Annotated in this window: 19 protein-coding genes; 18 read left to right on the top strand and 1 reads right to left on the bottom strand. The window is 51.2% G+C overall.

The genetic code is table 11. The features are described from left to right. Positions 1-42 precede the first annotated feature (42 nt). Positions 43-1,143 carry a hypothetical protein gene (locus DWZ54_RS01810; RefSeq protein ID WP_118474257.1) on the bottom strand — a complete coding sequence of 367 codons (1,101 nt, stop codon included), beginning with the start codon at positions 1,141-1,143 and terminating at the stop codon, positions 43-45. Between the two features lie 196 nt (positions 1,144-1,339). Here DWZ54_RS01810 and DWZ54_RS01805 point away from each other — a divergent pair, with 196 nt between their 5' ends. From DWZ54_RS01805 to DWZ54_RS01720, 18 genes are all read left to right on the top strand, one after another. Then, entirely contained in the window at positions 1,340-1,792 is a 453-nt protein-coding gene (locus tag DWZ54_RS01805) for a metal-dependent hydrolase (RefSeq protein WP_118474256.1), read from the top strand. An 89-nt stretch (positions 1,793-1,881) separates the two neighbouring features. After that, a complete protein-coding gene (locus DWZ54_RS01800; RefSeq protein ID WP_118474330.1) occupies positions 1,882-3,804 on the top strand; it encodes a fructose-1,6-bisphosphatase in 1,923 nt (640 codons plus the stop codon). Between the two features lie 46 nt (positions 3,805-3,850). Next, positions 3,851-4,681: an ATP-dependent sacrificial sulfur transferase LarE gene (gene larE, locus DWZ54_RS01795; RefSeq protein WP_118474255.1), complete on the top strand. Its 831-nt coding sequence runs from the start codon at positions 3,851-3,853 to the stop codon at positions 4,679-4,681. Positions 4,682-4,750: 69 nt separating this feature from the next. Further along, complete coding sequence (locus tag DWZ54_RS01790) at positions 4,751-6,283, top strand: LPS-assembly protein LptD (RefSeq protein WP_118474254.1); 1,533 nt, start codon at positions 4,751-4,753, stop codon at positions 6,281-6,283. A 46-nt stretch (positions 6,284-6,329) separates the two neighbouring features. After that, positions 6,330-7,319 carry a bifunctional heptose 7-phosphate kinase/heptose 1-phosphate adenyltransferase gene (locus tag DWZ54_RS01785; protein ID WP_118474253.1) on the top strand — a complete coding sequence of 330 codons (990 nt, stop codon included), beginning with the start codon at positions 6,330-6,332 and terminating at the stop codon, positions 7,317-7,319. 71 nt (positions 7,320-7,390) lie between these two features. Continuing rightward, complete coding sequence (rfaE2, locus tag DWZ54_RS01780) at positions 7,391-7,858, top strand: D-glycero-beta-D-manno-heptose 1-phosphate adenylyltransferase (RefSeq protein WP_118474252.1); 468 nt, start codon at positions 7,391-7,393, stop codon at positions 7,856-7,858. A 7-nt stretch (positions 7,859-7,865) separates the two neighbouring features. Beyond that, positions 7,866-8,927: a lipopolysaccharide heptosyltransferase I gene (gene waaC / locus DWZ54_RS01775; protein WP_118474251.1), complete on the top strand. Its 1,062-nt coding sequence runs from the start codon at positions 7,866-7,868 to the stop codon at positions 8,925-8,927. A 30-nt stretch (positions 8,928-8,957) separates the two neighbouring features. After that, on the top strand, positions 8,958-10,085 hold the full coding sequence (locus DWZ54_RS01770) for a glycosyltransferase family 9 protein (RefSeq protein ID WP_118474250.1): 1,128 nt from the start codon (positions 8,958-8,960) through the stop codon (positions 10,083-10,085). Between the two features lie 44 nt (positions 10,086-10,129). Then, positions 10,130-11,113, top strand: coding sequence for a D-glycero-beta-D-manno-heptose-7-phosphate kinase (gene rfaE1 / locus DWZ54_RS01765; RefSeq protein WP_118014629.1), 984 nt, complete (start codon positions 10,130-10,132; stop codon positions 11,111-11,113). A 60-nt stretch (positions 11,114-11,173) separates the two neighbouring features. Then, positions 11,174-12,160, top strand: coding sequence for an ADP-glyceromanno-heptose 6-epimerase (gene rfaD / locus DWZ54_RS01760; RefSeq protein WP_118014632.1), 987 nt, complete (start codon positions 11,174-11,176; stop codon positions 12,158-12,160). Positions 12,161-12,197: 37 nt separating this feature from the next. Next, a complete protein-coding gene (locus DWZ54_RS01755) occupies positions 12,198-12,710 on the top strand; it encodes a D-glycero-beta-D-manno-heptose 1,7-bisphosphate 7-phosphatase (RefSeq protein ID WP_233541587.1) in 513 nt (170 codons plus the stop codon). 140 nt (positions 12,711-12,850) lie between these two features. Continuing rightward, on the top strand, positions 12,851-13,750 hold the full coding sequence (locus DWZ54_RS01750; protein WP_118474248.1) for a VirK/YbjX family protein: 900 nt from the start codon (positions 12,851-12,853) through the stop codon (positions 13,748-13,750). Between the two features lie 8 nt (positions 13,751-13,758). Beyond that, entirely contained in the window at positions 13,759-14,514 is a 756-nt protein-coding gene (locus DWZ54_RS01745; protein ID WP_118474247.1) for a glycosyltransferase family 2 protein, read from the top strand. A 3-nt stretch (positions 14,515-14,517) separates the two neighbouring features. Beyond that, positions 14,518-15,648, top strand: coding sequence for a glycosyltransferase family 1 protein (locus tag DWZ54_RS01740; RefSeq protein WP_118474246.1), 1,131 nt, complete (start codon positions 14,518-14,520; stop codon positions 15,646-15,648). 35 nt (positions 15,649-15,683) lie between these two features. Beyond that, complete coding sequence (locus DWZ54_RS01735; protein ID WP_118474245.1) at positions 15,684-16,757, top strand: glycosyltransferase family 9 protein; 1,074 nt, start codon at positions 15,684-15,686, stop codon at positions 16,755-16,757. Positions 16,758-16,812: 55 nt separating this feature from the next. Further along, positions 16,813-17,799 (top strand): glycosyltransferase family 9 protein, encoded by a 987-nt coding sequence (locus tag DWZ54_RS01730; RefSeq protein WP_118474244.1) that lies wholly within the window; start codon positions 16,813-16,815, stop codon positions 17,797-17,799. 107 nt (positions 17,800-17,906) lie between these two features. Beyond that, positions 17,907-19,052, top strand: coding sequence for a glycosyltransferase (locus tag DWZ54_RS01725; RefSeq protein ID WP_118474243.1), 1,146 nt, complete (start codon positions 17,907-17,909; stop codon positions 19,050-19,052). 26 nt (positions 19,053-19,078) lie between these two features. Beyond that, positions 19,079-20,377 carry an O-antigen ligase gene (locus DWZ54_RS01720; RefSeq protein WP_118474242.1) on the top strand — a complete coding sequence of 433 codons (1,299 nt, stop codon included), beginning with the start codon at positions 19,079-19,081 and terminating at the stop codon, positions 20,375-20,377. Positions 20,378-20,500: the final 123 nt, after the last annotated feature.

Here is a 20,500-nt window from a genome sequence, read left to right as displayed (position 1 = left end):
AAAAAACTCCGCCCGGATTGAGCGGAGTTTTTTTAATACAGGTTATGGCAGATTCGGGATGTTGCGGCTTACGGCCGTATGGCGGATGATGTCATCGACGCGCAGGTCGGTGGCCAGGGCCTCCTTGTGCAGGCTTTCGGCCTTGGCAAACTCGTCGGGGTTGTCATCGGAGATGCCCTGCAGGAAGTGCTGCCAGGCTTCAATCGTGATCGCGGTGGCCTGCTGGCGCTGCGAAGCGAGGTAGCGGGCTCCTGAGGGGACGTCGATGGCGTCGAGCTTCTGCTGGCGCTCCTGCAGGGCCGGGATGACTTCCTGCTGCAAAAGGGCCGTGAGACTCTGTTTCTGGGCCGGTGTGAAATTGCCGGGGCCGGCGCTCGCAAGTGCCGTGAAGCGCTGCTTGTATGCTTCGAATTTTTCGTTATAGGCCGCGACGATATCCTTCGTGCTGTCGATGTACTGGGCGATGTCGTTATTGTGCAGCGGAGTGACGGCATCGAGGTAGGCGCGGTAATTCTTGATGTAGGTGACCTGCCAATGGCCATCGGCCGCCTGCTCCATCGCGAGCTCCAGCGTGAACTCCGTCTGGGTGTCCTCGTCCCTTATGGTCATCTTCGCCGTGGCTGTCGTGCCGTCGCGTTCGACCTTGCCGAACTGAACAAAGGAGGTATGACGCATCTGCGTGCGTTCGAGGAAACGCTCGTAGTCAATGCCGAGCTGGCGTCCCTTGAGAATATCGGTCCCTTCGGGCATTGTCCAGCTGCCGTCTGCCACGCGGCGCATGATAGTATCTTCTGTACCGCTCGTGAGCTGCGGCTTCACCATGATGTAGAATTTCTCATAGGAAGCCTTGGTGGCCGCGGTCAGCGTCGCGTCGTAGGAAAAGAGATCGGCCGTGAGGTCGTCGTAGGCGCGCGAGGTCAGGAGGTCGAGATTGACGTAATGACGGAATGTATCGGCGTCGTGCTTCTCGATGGAGGTCTGGATTTCCTTTAGGGCGTATGAAGGCGAGTGGCGCTGGTTGTAAAAATACCAGGCTGTGCCCGCGATGGCGGCAATGATCAGGAGCACGACGAGCCCGAAGACTTGCCGGTTCCGATGGATGCGCCGCCTGCGTATCGTTTTTTTCCAAGTATAGTCGTCCATTCTAGTCCTTCCATTTCGTTTGTACTGCGTGCTGTTATTACCAATTCATTATACTATACTGTCCTGCCCGCGTCCAAGGGGACTGGGAAAAGGCTTGTGGCACGCAGTCCGGACGATAAATTTCGTCGATTTTGTGCAAGGATTGTGATAAGATTGGATAAAGAAGAAAATGAGAAGGAAGGGGTTTCGTTTTTTTATGAAATGGGTCAATCACCAGGTGCTGACGGGCGTGATCGTCTATGCCGCGACAGATGATATGCTGCTGACGATTTACAGCATGGCGGGGGCTATCCTGCCGGACAAGGTGGAGGGTAATCCGCGCTCCGGCAATTATTGGCGCTGGCGCAGCCGCCACCGCGGCTGGTCGCACTGGCCCATCCTGTATCTCGGCATCATCGGGCTGATCCTGCACTGGGAGACGCAGCCACTGGCGAATCTTCCCATGACGGATCTTTCACGCATCGGTATCTTCCTTTGCGTCGGCGCCCTGCTGCATATCGCAGAGGATGCGGTCTGCGGCAAGGTGCCGTTTTTGACCCCGTATCAAAAGATTGGCATCCGGCTTTTCCAGGTGGGATCCGTAGCGGAATACCTATTCACGATTGCGGCCGTGCTGCTCTGCTACGGACTGCGCACGTACATGGCCTGAAATCCGGGTGGAAGACTTGGATGGAATCAAATAGAAGTGGCATAAGATAGGGTAGAAACTGTTTCTAGCGAATGGAGCGATGCAGCATGATGTATCTGAACGATCCCAACACCGGCAAGAAAGTCAGCAAGATCCTGCGCCTGATGGCAGAGAAATATCCCACGAAGGAAGCCGTTTACGAGAAACTCATCTATTTGCAGTCTTACCTCTCGCTGCCCAAGGGCATCGAGCATTTCATGAGCGACCTGCACGGCGAATACGCGTCATTCTTCCATATCCTCAACAACTGCTCTGGCGTTATCCGTGAAAAGGTCGATTACGTCTTCGGCGTACGGCTGACGGAGGAGCAGAAAGCGGAGTTCTGCACGCTCATTTATTATCCGCAGGAAAAGATAGAGCAGATGCGCGAGTCGCGGCGGGCGACGCCGGCCTGGTACCGGGAGAATCTCGCGCGGCTGCTGGAACTCGCCAAGCTCATGAGTTATAAATATCCGGTTTCAAAGGTCAGCGGCTTCATCCCGCAGCGGTATGCCTCGGTCATCGTCGAGCTCATGAATACGCGGCCGGAGGCCGATCAGGCGCAGTTCATTTATCTCAAGAAACTGTTCAACACCATCGTCCAGATTGACAGCGGCGCGGAATTCATCGAGGCGTTCACGGTGCTCATCAAGCGGCTGGCCGTCGACCGGCTGCATATCGTCGGCGATTTCTTCGACCGCGGCAACCGGCCCGATGCCATCCTCAATCTTTTGATGCAGCACCCCGCGGTCGACATCCAGTGGGGCAATCACGATGTGCTCTGGATGGGCGCGGCGCTCGGCAGCGAAGCGTGCATTGCGACGGTTGTGCGCAATTCCCTGCGCTATCACAATACCGATGTACTCGAACGCGGCTACGGCATCAGCCTGCGGCCGCTCACGACATTTGCCGCGCGCATTTACCCCGATGAGGCACCGCTCAAGGCGGCAGAACGGGCCATCACGATGATGATGTTCAAGCTGGAAGGCCAGCTCATCGCCCGCTGCCCGGATTTCCAGATGCAGAGCCGCCGCCTGCTCGACCGGATCGATTTTCGTTCTTCGTATGCGGAGCTCGGCGACGGGAAACGGTATGAGCTTGAAAGCGCGTATTTCCCGACGATTGACACCTCGAACGCGACGACCGATGTCTATGCGCTTACGGAGGCCGAGCAGGCCATCATCGCCGATTTGCGCTCGTACTTCCTTGAGAGCACGGTACTGCACCGTCATGTGGATTACCTCTATCAGAAGGGCAATATGTACCTGCGCTGCAATGGCAATCTGCTCTTCCATGGCTGCGTGCCGCTCAACGAAGACGGCAGCTTCCGCACCATCGTGTATGCGGGCAGGGAATACCGCGGGCGCAGCTGGTTCGATTTCTGCGAGCAGATGGCGCGCTCGGCCTGGCTGCACGGCGGGCAAGAAGCCCTCGACTTCATGTACTTTCTCTGGTGCGGGCGCCTGTCGCCGCTCTCGGGCCGCGAATTCAAGACGTTTGAGCGGGCTCTGATTCCCGATGAAAGCACCTGGAAGGAGCCGTCCGACCCGTATTTCCGCTATATCGATACCGTGGAATGCTGTGAGCATGTCCTGCAGGAATTCGGCCTGGACCCGCAGCGCGGGCACATCATCAACGGTCATGTGCCGGTCAAGGTCAAGAAGGGGGAGAGCCCCGTGAAGGCAGGCGGCCGGGCCATCATCATCGATGGCGGCTTCTGCCGGGCCTATCACAGCAAGACAGGCATCTCCGGCTACACCCTGATTTCCAATTCCCGCGGCCTCCGGCTCCTGCAGCATCAGAAGATTGCCGATGTCCGGGAGGCACTGCGGGCCAATCACGATATCGAGTCGGTGTCGGAGACCCTCGAGCTCCAGTCCTGCCACAACACGGTCGGTGATACGGACCAGGGCTGTGCCATCCAGGATGAGATCACGGATCTTTACAATCTGCTGCTGGCCTATCAGAATGGTCTGATCAAGCCGCAGGCCTGAGATTCATCATCATCGCGTTTGTTTATATTATTGAGGAGAAATATCCATGGAAGAACCAATTCGTCCGGAGCTGGCTGAGAAATATGAGAAGCTGCAGGATATCCTGCGCAGCCTCGGGAGCGTGGCTGTCGCGTTCTCGAGCGGCGTGGACTCGACCTTTCTCGTCAAGGTTGCACATGATGTGCTCGGTGAAAAAGCCGTGGCGTTCACGGCTGCGTCCGATTTCGTGCCGCAGCGCGACGTGGAAGAGGCTGCGGCCTTCACGAAAAAGGAAGGCATCGAATTTCACCGTGTGCCGTTCCCCATCCTCACAGTGCCGCATGTCAAAGAGAATCCCTCGGACCGCTGCTACTACTGCAAGCATGCGCTGTTTTCCCATATGAAGGAACTGGCGCAGCAATACGGCCTGTCCTGTGTCGTCGACGGCTCGAACCTCGATGACGACGGCGATTACCGGCCGGGGCGCCGTGCCCTGCGGGAGCTCGGTATCGTGAGCCCGCTGCATGAGGCCGGGCTCCATAAGCAGGATATCCGCGACCTTTCTCATATGCTGGGGCTGTCGACCTGGGACAAGCCGTCGTTTGCCTGCCTGGCTTCGCGTTTCCCGTATGGCATGGAGCTCACGCCAGACGGGCTCAAACGCGTCAATCAGGCCGAAGAATTCCTGATGGCACGCGGCTTCCGGCAGCTGCGCGTGCGCTCGTACGGCGACATGGCGCGCATCGAACTTTTGCCCGAGAATATCCCGCGCATGCTGTCGCGCAATCTGCGGGAGGAAACCGCGGCTTTTTTCAAGAGCATTGGCTTTTTGTACACCTCGCTGGATCTTCGCGGGTACCGCACGGGCAGCATGAATGAAGAACTCGCGCAGCACTGATATTTGCGCTGCGGGCGGCTATGATGTACTATAGAGGTTAGCAGTCTTTTTTGAATGGAGATTTTTTGGATGAAGGTATCAAATAAGATTTTATCGGGCTTGATTGTCGCAGCCCTGTGCGTGCCGGGCACGGTCAGCGCTGCGACGTACCGGTCCGATTCCGATACGAGCCTCGGGCTCCTCGACTACCTGGAAAATGAACATCGTGCTGCCCGGGACAAGCAGAAGGTGACGCCGGAAGAAACGCAGCTCCTCAAGGATACGGCGGAGATGGCCAAGCACCTGCGCTATCCGGTGGATCCGACGAAGGCCGCTCCTGTGGCTTTTGAGGGCGACGACCTGACCTGGAATCAGGCGACCGGCGATTTCGAGGCCAAGGGCAAGGTCAAGATCACGCAGCTTGATAATCACCGCTTTACGGGGGAGGATGTCGATGGCAATACCATCACGCAGCGCATCCATATTCCCGGCAAGGGGCATATGATGCAGCTGACGCCGGGCCAGACGAAGGTGCTGCTCGACGGCTACGAGACGAATTACAACTACAAGGACCGCACGGGCACGATGGAGCGCGCCAAGGGCCAGGTCGCGGACAGCTACATGTCGGGCAAGCGCTTTGAGTTCTATCCGGATAAGATCATCATCTACGATGGCACGAAGACCAAGTGCAGTGCGCAGCATCCGGACTACAACCTTTACGCGCAGAAGATAGAAATCTACCCCAACGACAAGATGGTCATGCACCATGTCAAATTCCTGCTCAAGGGCAATGTCATCATGACGAAGTCGAAATATGAGGTGGATTTGACGAAAGACCAGAACCCGACGGACTGGCTGCCGCGCGTCGGCTACGACAAGACGAATGGCGTCTGGGTCGAGCAGAGCTACCATACGCCGGTCGCACCGCATGTGGATGCCAATCTCAACCTCATGTATACGACGAAAAAGAGCTGGCGCAACGATGTCAATATGGGCTGGTCGAACCGTACCGTCTACACGCGTGTCGTTTACGGCTATTTCGATGACAACGATGATAACTGGCTGAAAAAGGAACCATCCCTGCTCTGGGGCCATAACCGGCGCATCGGGCATACGCCGTTCCATTACGGCATCAATGGCGAGTACGGCCGCTGGTATCAGAACGGCATTCGCAGTAATCACAACCGCTATACATTCGGCATCAGCCGTGATGCCATTACGTTCGCCGGCTGGCGCCTGCACCTGAGCTCCAGCTATGAGGTCACGAAGGAATCGTACGATGATTCGACGGTTCGCGGCTTTAACTATGATGCCGTACTGATCAAAGACTTTGATGACCGCTGGTCCGGCTATGCGGCTTATCGTTATCAGAAGAACAACACCCAGAATTCGCTTTTCGATTTTGATAACGACAGTTTCTCCCGCAAGATTGAAACAGGCTTCAGCTATCGCCTGGATGATAAGAACCGCATTGCGTTCGGTGCAAAATATAACGTAGAGGGCAGTGACTGGGACAAGCTCGATTACTACTGGTTCCACGATATGCACTGCTCGCAGCTCATCCTGCATTATGAAGGCCGCGACAACACCTGGAAGGTCAAATGGCATTTCCTGCCATTCTGACCGCGAATACCGATAATAGAGAAATGACGCAGAAAGGAAGAGATACATGAAGCAGGAATTCAGTTCCGTGATCGCAGCTTTGCAGGGGAAACGCATCCTGGTCATCGGGGATATGGTGGCGGACATCTACCTCGACGGACGCATCTCGCGTATCTCCCGGGAAGCGCCGGTACTCGTTCTGGAACAGGTCGGCGAGAAAATCGTGGCGGGCGGTGCAGCCAATGTCGTCAACAATATCGCGACGTTAGGCGGCACGGTCTATGCGGCCGGCCTCGTCGGTGCGGATAAGGGTGCCAAAGGGCTCAGGGACATCCTCGAGCAGAATGGCGCGCACACGGAAGGCATGCTGACCGATCCGTCGCGGCCGACGATTTCCAAGACGCGCATCATCGCGGGCGGCCGCGCTACGGTCAGCCAGCAGATCGTGCGGATTGACAAGGAGAGCCGCGAGCCCATGAGCCCCGTCCTCGAGGCGGAGATGGAGCGCTATCTGAAGAAAGTCCTGCCGGAAATCGATGGCGTGGTCATTAGCGACTATGGAGCCGGTACGGTGACGGAAGGCTTGCAGCAGGCACTCATCACGTACTGCCGGCAGCACGATCTGCCGAGCATCGTGGATTCACGCTATGCCATTCGCCGCTTCCGCCATATCGGCTACGTCAAGCAGAATGATGCAGAGCTGGCGGCCGCCGTCGGCCGTTCGCTGCATGGCGCGGAGGAAATCATTGCCGCGGGGCGTGAACTCCTGCAGGATCTGGAGGCTGACGGCGTGCTCGTGACGCGCGGGGAACTCGGCATGATCCTCATTGAGAAGGATGGAGCCGTACACGACATCCCCGTTTCAGATAAGAGCGAGGTCTTCGATGTCTCCGGCGCCGGTGATACCTGCGTGGCCACCGTCATCCTCGCCCTGGCAGCCGGCGTGCAGCCGGCCAGAGCAGCAGAGCTCAGCAACATCGCCAGCGGCATTGCCGTGCGCAAGCTGGGTACGAGCACCGTTTCCTCGCAGGAACTCCTGCAGGCCCTGCAACGCTGACACGGAATCATCCATTCACTCATTCAGAAGAAAGACACTTGCCGTGACGGATAAGAGAGAGGAAGGAAAACATGCTGATCGATGGCAGAGATATTGCCGAATTTTGCCGCATCCTGCGGGAAGCGGGCACGAAAATCGTATTCACCAACGGATGCTTTGACATCCTGCACGCCGGCCATGTCCGTTACCTGGAAAAAGCGCGTTCCTTCGGTGATGTGCTCGTGCTGGGACTCAACACCGATGCTTCCGTGCGGGAAAACAAAGGGCCGACGCGTCCCATCAATCATGAGCTCGACCGTGCGGAGGTGGTCGGCGCGCTGAAGGCTGTGGATTACGTCGTCCTGTTCGGTGAGAAGACGGCAGAGACAATCATCGCACAGGTCAAGCCGGATGTTTACGTCAAGGGCGGCGACTACACGCTGGATACTCTGCCTGAGGCCAAGATCGTGCAGAGCTACGGCGGTGAAGTCAAATTCGTCAACATGGTGGAGGGCCGCTCCACGACGAACATCATCAAGAAGATTCAGGCGGAGAGTTAAGAGCATCATGAAGAATATCCTGATTGTCAAACTCAGCTCCATCGGCGATGTCATCCATGCCCTGCCCGTCAGCCATGCCATCAAGGAAACGTATCCTAAGGCACATCTGACCTGGGTCGTGGAGCCGCCGGCCTATGACATTGTGGCGATGGCTGACTGCGTCGATGAGATCATCGTCTTCCATAAGAAGGAATTTCGTTCACTGGGCGGCTTCCTCAGCCATATCGGCCCCTTCCGGAAGAAAATCCAGGAGCGCACGTACGATGTCGTCCTCGATCTGCAGGGCCTCTTTAAATCGGCTGCCATCGCTTACCTGGCCAAGGCACCAAAAAAACAGAAATTCGGCATGTGGAATATGCGCGAGGGCAGCCAGCTCATCTCGCAGCCTGTTCGAGGCGCACACGTCCACGACCATGTCATTGAGCGCTATCTCGATACGGCCCGTGCCATCGGCTGCAATGTGCAGGATGTCCGGCTGCCGCTTTCCGTGCCGGCGAAGGAACAGGACCTCACGCGCCGCATCGTTGCGCAGGCCGGCGCCGATATGAAGAATCCCTGCGTCGTGCTCGTCGTCGGTGCCAGCTGGCCGACAAAATGCTGGCCGGACAAGCACTTTGCCGCACTCGGCGACTGGCTTTATGAGCAGAAGATCATCCCCGTGCTCGTGGGCAGCGGCCCTGTGGAATCGCAGAAGGCTGCCGCGATTGCCGCGCAGATGGAGATTCCGCCCATCAATCTCGTGGGCAGTCTGAATTTCAAGCAGCTCGCCTATCTGTTCCAGCAGGCTGCTGCCGTCGTGGGCGGCGATACGGGCCCAACGCATCTCGCCGTCGGGCTCAAGGCGCCGACCATCATGATGATGGGCCCGACGCTGCCGAGGCGAACCGGCCCCTACGGGCAGATGGACAATCTCCTCGTCGCCGATCGCAGCTGCAAGGAATGCATGAAGCGCGCGTGCCCGCTCGGTCATGACTGCCTCGACATCATCACGCCGGCACAGGTGGAAGAGAAGCTGCTGCCAATCCTGCGGAACGGCACGAAGAAATCATCCGCAACTGCAGCCAAGTGATCAATCGTCAGGAAGAAGAAAGGGCTTTTCATGTATCAGAATATCCTGGTCATCAATACGATGCACATTGGTGACCTCATGCTGGTGACGCCGGCGCTCCGGACTCTCCGGACGAATTACCCGCAGGCGCATATCGCACTGCTCACGGATAAGCCGCTCGGCGATCTCGTGCGCTGCAACCAGAATATCGACGAATGCATCCTCATCGACAAACACGGCAGGGACAAGGGCCTGCTGGCCCTCCTGCGCTTCATCCACAAGATACGCCGGCGCCATTTCGACCTCGTGATCAATTTCCATCGCAATGAGCGGGCTTCGGCTATTGCGGCCTTTTCGGGCGGGAAACGCATTGTCGGTTATTCTCAGCCGGGCTTCAAGCGGTTCTTCGACCAAGTACTGCCGAACTGCGCCATGGCGGATACGCCGCAGGACAAGGTCAAGCATCAGGTGCTCTGTCATCTCGATGTGCTCAGAGAGGCCGTCGGCGTCAAGACCATCGATGACCGCGGCCTTGAGATGTGGCTGCCGCCTGAAGCTGAAGCGGAAACGCAGCGCCTCTGGCAAAAGGAAATCGGGCCGGATGCCAAGGTCGTGGCTTTCAACATCGGCGCGAGCTGGCTGACGAAACGCTGGCTCGACAGCTATTTTGCCGCCTGTGCCGACCGTCTCATCCGCCGCGGCTATGACATCGCTTTCCTCGGCGGCCCGACCGACGTGTCCATCGTCGACAAATGCGTGGCACAGATGGAGGAGCGCGAGAGTCCGCGCATCCATATTTTCACGGGCAAGGTCAGTCTGACGGTGCTTGCCGGGCTCCTGCGGCGCTGCTGCCTGTTCCTCACGACGGATTCCGGCCCCATGCATGTCGGTGTCGCCATGAACGTCCCGATTGTCACGATGTTCGGCGCGAGTCCGGTGCCGACCTTCTATCCCTATGATGGCAGGGACGTCCTCATCAAGACGCCGGAGAAATGCCATCCCTGCGGCATCCACGAATGTCCGCGCAAGGGGAAGGATAACATGGCCTGCATGAAGAATATACCCGTAGATGTCGTCATGAAGTACGTGGACGAGCTGCTCGCTGCGTATCACGGGGAACCTGCGTACAAGCTTTCCCGGCCGCAGGGGCAGTACCAATGCCGTGTCGTAGAACTTTGAGTGAGATGCTTGATAAAGCATGGAGTATCAGGAAGAGGTGCCAAATGGATAAGGAAGCCTTATACGATTTCGTTGCCCGTAAGACCGGGAAGTGCAAGATCCTTGTAGTCGGCGATGTCATGCTGGATAAGTATTATTACGGAGAGGTCACGCGTATCTCGCCGGAAGCGCCAGTACCTATTAATCATGTGTATAATACGAAAGAAACGCTCGGTGGCGCTGCCAACGTCGCGCATAACCTGGCTTTGCTTGGCTGTGAGACGAGCATATGCGGCTTCGTCGGCGATGATTACCATTGCCAGAGCCTGCTCGACAAATTCACGGCTCGCGGCATCGACTATCATGGCCTTATTACGACGGACCGGCCGACGACGACGAAACTGCGCGTTATCGGCGGGCATCAGCAGATGCTGCGCCTCGACTTCGAGGAATCGGCACCCATCGACGGTCCCTACGCGGAACGCTTCCTCGGCTACATTCGCCAGAAGCTCAATGAGAGCCTGGACTGCGTGATCATCTCGGATTACGGCAAGGGAGCCTGCACCGAGGACAACTGCCAGAAAATCATCAAACTCTGCCATGAACACGGCGTTCCCGTCGTCGTCGACCCAAAAGGCACGAACTGGGTCAAATACGCACATGCGGACTACATCACGCCGAACCTCAAGGAAATCAATCAGGTCCTGCTGGAACCCATCCGCAACGAGGACAAGCCGGTCGAGAAGGCCGCGCATTACGTCATGCGCAAATTCAAGCTCAAGAACATCATTGTCACGCGTTCGGAGCACGGCCTCTCCCTCGTGCGCGACGGCGAGATCGTCCATATCCCGACGAAGGCGCAAGAAGTCTTCGATGTCTCGGGTGCCGGCGATACCGTTATCGCCGTCTTTGCCATGGCACTGGCCGGCGGGCTCTCGGCAGCCGATGGCGCGTACATGGCCAACCTCGCCGCCAGCGTTGTCGTCGCCAAGCTCGGTACGTATGCCGTCAGCCGCGAAGAACTCCTGAAGGTCCTCGAGGCACTCTGATGGTCTTTTCCTGCCGGGACAATGTGCCTGGCAGTTTTATCTGGAAAGGGGAATTTTTCAATGATTATTGTAACGGGTGGTGCCGGTTTCATCGGCAGTAACATCGTCAAGGAACTCAACCGTCGTGGCCGTTCGGACATCCTGATCGTCGATGACCTCAAGGATGGACAGAACTACAAGAACCTGCGCGGCTTGCAGTTCATTGACTACCAGTACAAGGATGACTTCCTTCAGTCCATCGAGGATGACGACTTCGACGGCACGGATATCGACGCGGTCTTCCATGAAGGCGCCTGCTCCGATACCATGGAATACGACGTCAACTTCATGATGCGCGTGAACTACGAGTACTCCAAATCCCTGCTGCACTTCTGCCTGCAGCATCGCATCCCGTTCTTCTATGCCAGCTCGGCTTCGACGTACGGCGCCGGCAAGCATGGCTTCCGCGAAGGCGATGCATGTGAGGATGCCCTGAATCCGTATGCCTTCTCGAAGCTCGCCTTCGACCGCTATGTGCGCCAGGTCATGCCGGAAGCACACAGCCAGATCGTCGGCCTCAAGTACTTCAACGTTTACGGCCCGCAGGAGCATCACAAGGGCAAGATGGCCTCCATCTTCTATCAGCTCTACAACCAGATCAACGAGACGGGCAAGGCACACCTGTTCCGCGGCTGGGGCGAGATCGCCGGCAAACCGGTCGAGGACGGCGAGCAGCGCCGCGACTTCGTCTACGTCAAAGACGTCGTCCGCGTCAATCTCTGGTTCTGGGAAAACCACGGCCCGTCCGGCATCTACAACTGCGGCACCGGCCATGCGCACAGCTACAAGGAAGTAGCTCAGTCCGTCATCAAGGCCATGGGCAAGGGTGAAATCGCCTACCGCGACTTCCCGGAAGTCCTCAAGGGCAAATACCAGAACTTCACGGAATCCGACCCGACCCACCTGCTCGCCGCCGGCTACGACCAGGGCTTCACGGACATGGACGAAGCCGTAAAGGAATACGTCGACTTCCTCGACAACGGCGGTTACTATGAATACGGAAAATAAGAAGCCTTCCCCTCTGGGGAAGGGGGACCGCAAAGCGGTGGATGAGGTCTTCCGCAGAGCCGTCTTCTTCGACCGCGACGGCACCCTCAACGTCGACATCGCCTACCTGCACCGTCCCGAAGACTTCATCTGGATTCCCGGCGCCAAAGAAGCCATCAAATACGTCAACGACCATGGCTATCTCGCCATCCTCGTGACGAACCAGTCCGGCGTTGCCCGCGGCTACTACCCCGAGAGCGACGTTCGGCACGTCTACGACTGGATGAATGAGGAACTTCAGAGCATTGGCGCCCACCTCGATGCGCTCTACTACTGCCCGCATCATCCACAGGGTTCCGTGCCGGCCTACACCAGGACGTGCAATTGCCGCAAGCCGGCCACCGGCCTCATCGACGAGGCATGTGCCCGCTTCCACATCGATCGCGCTGCCTCGTACTTTGTCGGCGACCGCGAAAGTGACATGCTCTGTGCCAGGAACGCTGGCCTCACGGGCCTGCGCTACGAAGGCGGAAGCCTGTACGATCTCGTCCAGGCAGGCATTTCCTGCTAGACGCCCGCAATCCTATATTGAACGCTGCAAGCCCTGTCAGATGATAGGGCTTTTCGTTTGATTATCGCCAGCGAATAGGGTAGAATGAAAAAGACAGAAACATGCATTGAGATAGAGAGATCATTCATAAGGGATACGACATGCTTGACTACATACATTTAGGAAAAAAGATCTATAATACCGATAACCCGCGCGAGGCCAGACGCATGGCCGTCTTTGTGGTGCGCTGCCTGCTGAACAACAGCCGCATGCAGCGCCTGCATCAGTTCTTCTCGCAGAACGACCTGTATGGAAAAATCGCGGACGAATGCCCGTTTGTCTACGAACAGCCGACCAGAGCCTTCTTCTACAACAAGTCGACGTTCGACGAGCGCGCCCGCCTGGTAGAAAAGCATATGGAGTTCCTCGTCACGCACCTGCAGGAAGATGTTGTTTTAAGCCTTTATGCGGGAAAACCCTATGTGCTCTGGGAAAGCCAGGACGAAATGGGCCATCTGCGCTTTGAGCTCTTTTACCATCCGGGTCAGCGCAAGGAAGGATTGCTGTCCATCGTGCTGCGCCTGGACGAGCATGACCTTTACCAGATGATGTTCTGGATTGCGCCGAACAAGGCCGGTGAATGGGCTCTCTGGATTGGGGCCATGCAGGGGCCGAACATGGACAATGCGAAAGAAGTTGTCAAGAAAGTCACGAAACGCTGCCATGCCTATCGCACGAAAAACTTCATCCTGCATGCGACGCAGGAGGCAGCGAAGGCACTTGGCCTCAAGCAGATTTATGCGGTCACGAACTACGGCTATTACGCGAACAACCACATTCGCCGTGACCGCAAGCTCAAGACGAGCTTCAGCGACTTCTGGAAAGAATCCGGCGGCCGCCCCTGCGCAGACCAGCGTTTCTACGAGCTGCCGATGACCGAATACCGCAAGACCATGGAAGAAATCCCGACGCGCAAGCGCTCGAATTACCGCAAGCGCTACGCCCTGCTCGATGAAGTGGATGCCGCTATTGCTGCCAGCATCCAATCGCTGCTGAAATGAGGAATACTATGAGCTCACTGGCCATCTTGATCCTGACATGTAATGAAGAAGAGAATATTGTTTCCGTGGTGGAGAACGCCAAGAAATGTACGGATGAAGTCGTCATCATTGATTCCGGCAGCACAGACAAAACGGTTGAACTGGCGAAGGCGCACGGTGCAAAAGTCGCGTTCCGCGCCTGGACGAATGATTTTGCCGCACAGCGAAACTTCGCGCTGAAGCAGACGGAAGCGGACTGGGTCCTTTATCTCGATGCGGATGAGCGTCTTAATGAGGAATTGATTGATGAAGTCAATCGTATTTTGGCTTCTGGCAATATGGATGCTCAGTATGCAATTACAAGGAAGTCCGTGGCTTTTGGTGTGACGTTCAATTACGGTGTCCTCTATCCAGACCGTGTTTTGCGCATGTTCCCGCGTCAGGAGGTCTCCTGGGTCAACAAGGTCCATGAACATCCGACGTGTAAACTTCCGGAAAGGCGGTTATCTGGCCATATTGAGCATCATACGTATCGTGATTGGCATGAATGGGAAGAAAAGCTCTGCCTTTATACGACCATCTGGGCAGAAGATGCATATAAACGCGGCAAGAGAATTTCCATGCCGGGTATATTCTTTCACAGCGTGGGCGGATTTTTTAAGATGTTTATCGTTCGCAGAGGATTTCTTGACGGAGGGATAGGAACGTATCTGTGCTGTACCCATTTTTTCTATACCATGCTCAAGTATTTGAAACTTCACGAGTTGCAGCGGAGAGGAGATTGACAGATGAGAGTTGCTATTCTGGAATCCATTGTCATGCCGGCTGGCCACGAGGTGGAATTTGACCGCATTCTTGTCGAAGAACTCCGGAAACAGGGACATGATCCTGTTTTCTTTGTGCCGGAGCGCTTTCCGTTTAAGTTAGATTATCATTGTGATGTCGAATACCTTGAAGGTGGCGAAGTCGTCACCTATGCTGGTGCGGGCAAGCTGAAGAAGATATTTCTGTCTTTGCTGAGAGAGCGCCGTCGTGTTGCCTGGTTTAATTCAGCCTATGCCAAGGCCTGCGCACATCACTGTGACGCCATTATTATCCCCACTGGGACATGGCGGTATATCCGTACAATCTTGCGCAGCAAACTGAAGGATTCGCCGGTTCCCGTGTATATGGTTTTTCATGGTATCAATCCGCATGAGCAGCCAAAATTTGAGAAACAGGCACATCGAGTGGAATCCTGCCACAATATCCATCTCAAGGTCATCACCTTGCGGGATGACTTCAAGAACAGCGGCCTTCATAATATTGATTTGATTCCGCCACCTGTTTTCAAGCCATGGGAATTGCCCGTGAATAAACAACTCTCTTTTAAGCCGCCGATGAAGATTGGCTTCTTTGGCCAGTTTCGCAAGGAGAAGAATCTTGGCTTTTTCCTCGAAGCTTTTACAAAGGCCAAATTTTCAGTGCCAGTTGAGTTGATTGTACAAGGTGCGACGGCCAAACCGGAAGACGGAGAGTTGTTCGAGCAGTTTGCACGGGATTACCATGGTTATGGGAACATCACTTTTTGGCACAAGAATCTCATTGGCTTGGAATGGCAGAAGGCGCTCTTGGGAGTAGATGCCATCATGATGCCTTACGCGGCTGAGCGTTATCGATACCATTGGGGCGCGATGCTGTTTACCGCGATTGGCTTTTACAAACCGGTATTGATTTCTCCAGAACTCAATCCGGAAGTCTTGGAAAACTATACAATTGGGCAGGCCATCCAATTGACATCCATTGAAGACTTTGCAAAACAATTGGAAAAATTTATTGATGATCTAACGAATAATACGACTACCTATCAACATGGGTTGGACTTGGCAAATGCCGCGTACAGTCAGGAACGATTGATTCAAAACATTTTGATGTCCTGATACGGTAATTAGCCCAGACATACGGAGAAGCTATCATGACAAACGTGAAAAATGGGGAATATCGCAATATCTTAGTGAATGCTTTAGTCAATCTTGGCGATGTCGTCCTGACGACAAGTGCGATTGCCTTGTTGAAACAAGCATATCCGAACGCCAGGATTACGATGCTGGCCAGACCCGTCGTCCGTCAGGCTGTGGAGAACAATCCTGTCATTGATGAGGTCATTATATTTGATTACAAGGCAAAACAAAACTCATTCCATAAGATGATGGATATGGTCAAAACCATTAAGTCGCATCATTTTGATCTCAGCATTTCATTTGACCGGAAATTGCGTCCGGCCTTATTGTGCTGGCTGGCAGGCATCCCTGTGAGAATTGGCCCGGATCGTGTTTTTGATGATAAACCGAGCCGTGTAACGTGGCTGTATACGAAAACGATACATATCAAACACAATTTGGAGACTACCCTTCAAGCAGAGACGTATCAGGAAATCGTACGGGGGTTCACCGGACAGACTGGCCATGAACGTCCCGTTTTTGCGCGCATTATGCCTGAAAATGAAAAAAAGGCAGATGCATTAATGGCGACCCTTCCCCTGACAGAAAAGCGTATTGCTTTATGTGTGAAGGGGACCTTCCCCTTAAAGACCTGGCCAAAAGAATATTTTGTCAAAGTAGTGGATGGGCTGAGCAAGGAATATAATGCGAGCTTCTTTATCGTCGGTGCTCCTGGTGACAGGGCTTATGCAGATGAAGTTATTGCGGATATGCATGTACCCGTAGCGAACTTCTGTGGTCAAACCAATTTGGTAGATTTGGCAGCCGTCATCAAAAAATCCGACCTTTTCGTGACTGTAGATACAGGTGCAACACATATTGCAGCGACTACAGGAGTGCCCATGGTTACGATGTACGGCTGTACGAGCCCGAAACGCTGGCATCCGATCAACGAAAATGCCCGTGTACTTACAACGGATGAACCATGCTGTCCGTGTAAATGTCGTGCGGATGAATGTCCGAGCAATCCCAAACCGAACTGCTTATGGCATGTGACACCCGATATGGTGCTAATGAACTGCTATACCTTGTTGACTAGATCGTGTTAATGGCATAAAGGTTTTTTAGTAAAACCTTATAAAACTAACGGAATGAGGAGATTGTATGTGGGATGGAAAGAAAATTTTTATAACGACAGGTGGGGGTATTGGTGATCTTATCATGTTTACGCCTGCTCTACGTAGAATAAAAGAAATGTATCCCACTTGTAAAATTACAATGATGACTATAGATAAGACAGTAGATGTCATCAGTAAAATCCCCTATATTGATAAGGTAGTATGTATAAAACGTGGTCATTTTATGGGAAGATACCGTGTCTTGCCTGATTTGATAGGGCAAGATGCGGTTATATTTACAGATTGGCAACCACATATTTTGCCGTTTTCCTGGTTGTTTGGTATTAAGGTTAGGGCTGGTGTACCAAGACGTGGAAAACTATTTACAAAGTGTTTAACGCATCAATTAATAAATAATGTATTTGCATCTACTCGTTATGCTGCAGAAACGAATGCAAAAATTTTTTCTGAAGCATTGGGTATAAATATAGATGGAGACATGACACGTTGTGATGTATCGATTCCTGATGGAGAAACGAAACATGAAGTAGATTTATTACTTCATTCTATTGGATTGTCAGAAAAAAGTCCATTTATACTACTGACTCCATTTGCAGGGTTTGAAAGAAGGAATTGGCCGGTTAATGAGGTAAATGAATTTATCCAATTAGTCGAGGGAAAATATAATATACCGGTAATACTTACAGGTAAGATTAAGCAAGAGCAAGAACGGCCATCTAATGTTCAGTACGATTTGTTTAATAAAACATCAGTACTTCAATTGATAGAGCTGATCCGACGAGCTAATTGTGTAGTTACTCCTGATAGTGGTCCAATGCATATCGCCGGATCTTTAGGAACTTTTGTGATACCTTTATTTAGTAAGGACTTACCATCTCGGTGGGCTCCAAGAAGGCGGTGTACACCAATATATCTAAATTATACATGCTCACCATGTTCAGATGAAACTGCCAATAGTTGTGATACTGTAAAGTGCATGAGAAATATAACGGGAAGAATGGTCTTTGAATAATTGATTAAAGATAATGAAAAGTATAATTTGTTTTAACCTGTATAACTTTATCTATGATTAATATAATGTAGGGAGAATATTCTTGGTTAAGTAGGACGGATATTTTTATGAAACGCATTGCATTAATTAAATTTGATGATTCAGATAATCCGTGGATGGTATACAAAGATGTAGGGATGTTTTTGTATGAACTTGCTAAGGATTATAAATGGGATTCAAAATATTTATATTTTAATACAATATATAATAATACTGAATGGAATTGTATGTTTGCACAGTATGTAAAACCAATATGTTTAGGGAACGCTGTTGCATATAAAGAGCAGATTAAATTAGCAAAAACTTATTTGAAAAAATATGCTATGGACATAGATGTTCTTATGCTTTTTAATTATGGTAGTACTGTTTGGAAAATTGCTAGATTAGCAAAGAAAGTGAATCCTAAAATTGTTGTATATAGCAAATTAGATATGGGCCATGGAGGGTATAAGCATTTTGTTAATCAAAGATTTGCTAATTCAGTAAAAATATGGTTTGAAAAAATAAAAAGTAAATATGTTGATTTTTTTTCAGTTGAAACAAAATTATATTTTGAATCATTGAAGAAATTGCCTATTTTTAAAAATAGAATCATATATTTACCCAACGGTGTTTCGTTATTAGATGTTGATATTAATACGGTCGAGAAAAATTATAAAGAAAATATAGTTATTACATTGGGGAGACTAGGCGATTATGCGAAGCATAATGAGCTTCTTTTAGATGCTATAAGCTTACTTCCGGATACTATAATAAATACTTGGAAATTTTATTTTGTAGGACCTTCTACAAAAGAATTTGAGTTATACTTAAAGGATTTTATAAATAATAATCCTAAACTAAAAAATAGTATCGTACTAACTGGAAAAATTACGGATAGAACTGAATTGTATACATTATGTAAACGTTCTAAAATAGTTTGTATGACTAGCCGTACAGAAAGTGTATGTATTGCTGTTCTTGAAGCTATGTATTTTGGTGCATATCCCGTATTAACTGATTATAGTGCTTTTGTATTAGATGCAACTAATCAAAAGAGGTTAGGATGTGTGACAGAACAGAATAAAACATCCGTTTCTAAATCATTGATGAATATAATGCAAAATCCACATTTAGAAGAATTAAATTTAGCGTGTCAAAAATATGCAAGGAAACATTTTGACTATAAATATTTAGCTGGCGTTTTAGATGGGATTATAAAAAAATATACATGATGAGGATTGCACAGCATTGATTATCCTTGATTTTAGTAGACAACTTCATTGATAGAATAAAGAAATATTTATATTATTTATTGAAAGAAGAGGAATATATGAGGATATATAAATATCTTTACTATGATATATTACTTATAGCAATAGGGAGTAATATATCAACTTTTTTAACTTTATGGGGGATAATTTTTGGATTCCTTTTTTTGCTGTATATAGGTATGCATGAAAAAAAGAGGCTCGATATTATTTTTGAGGATTCTTTTTTTCGCATAAGTATACTATATTTTGTCTTATGGATTATTCTATCCACTCAGTCTATAGAACCGCTCCATAGTGTGGAAGCAGTAGGTTCTACTGCTTATCGGCTGATACCCTTCTTTTTAGTCATGGTGGGGATATCAAATCAAAAGTATTTAAAAATAACGTGCTTATTCTTTGCCGTATCCGTTCTGCTTACGGACTTAATGGCAGTTTATCAATTAATTACGAATATGATTTCTTTATGGGGGCTGCGTGTATTAGGCTTTAGTCACTCACCTACTTTTTTTGCTACGCATATGCTTATGGCTATTCCTGTGTTATGGTGGTGCGCACATAAGGAATATTTTTCTGGTAAGGAAAAAGGATTTTTCCTGTTTGTAATGCTGCTTTCCTTGTTGATGCTTATAGCTTCTCAAACACGAGGTGCATGGATTTCATTTGTTGTAACAAGTATTATATATGCTGTTTTCTGCAAGAATATGCGAAAGAAAATAGCGATAGGATTGAGTGCCTTATTTCTTTTTGTTGGAGCTGTATCGGTGGCCTACCCCAGTATTCAAGATCGTATCGATAGTATAACGGATATGCAATATACGAGTAATAGTGAACGTGTCTTGATGTGGAAGGCTGCTATTGAGATAACAAGAGATCATCCCTTAGCTGGAATTGGATCTGATGAGTTTGGCTATGTTTACAATACACAGTATATTTCCCCATTGGCGCAGGAACGTCCCAAAACAGATGATCCAAGAAGTGGACATGGACATCCGCATAATAATATCTTAAAACGGTTTTCTGAAGGTGGATTGATTGGTGGAAGCGCCTTTGTTTTGTTTAATTTATATATTTTATATAGATTAATAAAGCAGTACAAACGTAGAGAACGTGGTAATGATTATTCATATGCATTTATGGGAATTTTGATTTTTATCGCAGTTCATGTAGAAGGCCTAACCGATACGAATTTTACAAATGTTCCTATCATGAGAGAATTTTGGCTTTTACTTGGATTGGCATGGATAGGAGATTCTGCCGAAAAAGATAAAAATCAACTACAAGTGTGAGTATAAAGGATATAAAAGATGCTAGCAAATTTCTTTCAGGGAATACAACAGGATATAAAATTGTTTCTTTTTTTCCCTGTACTAAGTGCAATCTTCCGCTTGATTTTTATAAAGGTCTATCAG

Source organism: Mitsuokella sp. AF33-22, from assembly GCF_003475755.1.
Taxonomy (GTDB): domain Bacteria; phylum Bacillota; class Negativicutes; order Selenomonadales; family Selenomonadaceae; genus Mitsuokella.
Note: the sequence above shows the minus strand (reverse complement) of the source record. Positions and strands in the feature narration are given on the sequence as shown.

Coding starts and splice junctions, on each gene's coding strand:
- DWZ54_RS01745 (WP_118474247.1), top strand. CDS start 13,759: ATGAGCTCACTGGCCATCTTGATCCTGACATGTAATGAAGAAGAGAAT.
- DWZ54_RS01735 (WP_118474245.1), top strand. CDS start 15,684: ATGACAAACGTGAAAAATGGGGAATATCGCAATATCTTAGTGAATGCT.
- DWZ54_RS01810 (WP_118474257.1), bottom strand. CDS start 1,143: ATGGACGACTATACTTGGAAAAAAACGATACGCAGGCGGCGCATCCAT.
- DWZ54_RS01730 (WP_118474244.1), top strand. CDS start 16,813: ATGTGGGATGGAAAGAAAATTTTTATAACGACAGGTGGGGGTATTGGT.
- DWZ54_RS01785 (WP_118474253.1), top strand. CDS start 6,330: ATGAAGCAGGAATTCAGTTCCGTGATCGCAGCTTTGCAGGGGAAACGC.
- DWZ54_RS01725 (WP_118474243.1), top strand. CDS start 17,907: ATGAAACGCATTGCATTAATTAAATTTGATGATTCAGATAATCCGTGG.
- rfaE2 (WP_118474252.1), top strand. CDS start 7,391: ATGCTGATCGATGGCAGAGATATTGCCGAATTTTGCCGCATCCTGCGG.
- DWZ54_RS01800 (WP_118474330.1), top strand. CDS start 1,882: ATGTATCTGAACGATCCCAACACCGGCAAGAAAGTCAGCAAGATCCTG.
- larE (WP_118474255.1), top strand. CDS start 3,851: ATGGAAGAACCAATTCGTCCGGAGCTGGCTGAGAAATATGAGAAGCTG.
- DWZ54_RS01740 (WP_118474246.1), top strand. CDS start 14,518: ATGAGAGTTGCTATTCTGGAATCCATTGTCATGCCGGCTGGCCACGAG.
- DWZ54_RS01805 (WP_118474256.1), top strand. CDS start 1,340: ATGAAATGGGTCAATCACCAGGTGCTGACGGGCGTGATCGTCTATGCC.
- rfaD (WP_118014632.1), top strand. CDS start 11,174: ATGATTATTGTAACGGGTGGTGCCGGTTTCATCGGCAGTAACATCGTC.
- DWZ54_RS01750 (WP_118474248.1), top strand. CDS start 12,851: ATGCTTGACTACATACATTTAGGAAAAAAGATCTATAATACCGATAAC.
- waaC (WP_118474251.1), top strand. CDS start 7,866: ATGAAGAATATCCTGATTGTCAAACTCAGCTCCATCGGCGATGTCATC.
- DWZ54_RS01770 (WP_118474250.1), top strand. CDS start 8,958: ATGTATCAGAATATCCTGGTCATCAATACGATGCACATTGGTGACCTC.
- rfaE1 (WP_118014629.1), top strand. CDS start 10,130: ATGGATAAGGAAGCCTTATACGATTTCGTTGCCCGTAAGACCGGGAAG.
- DWZ54_RS01790 (WP_118474254.1), top strand. CDS start 4,751: ATGAAGGTATCAAATAAGATTTTATCGGGCTTGATTGTCGCAGCCCTG.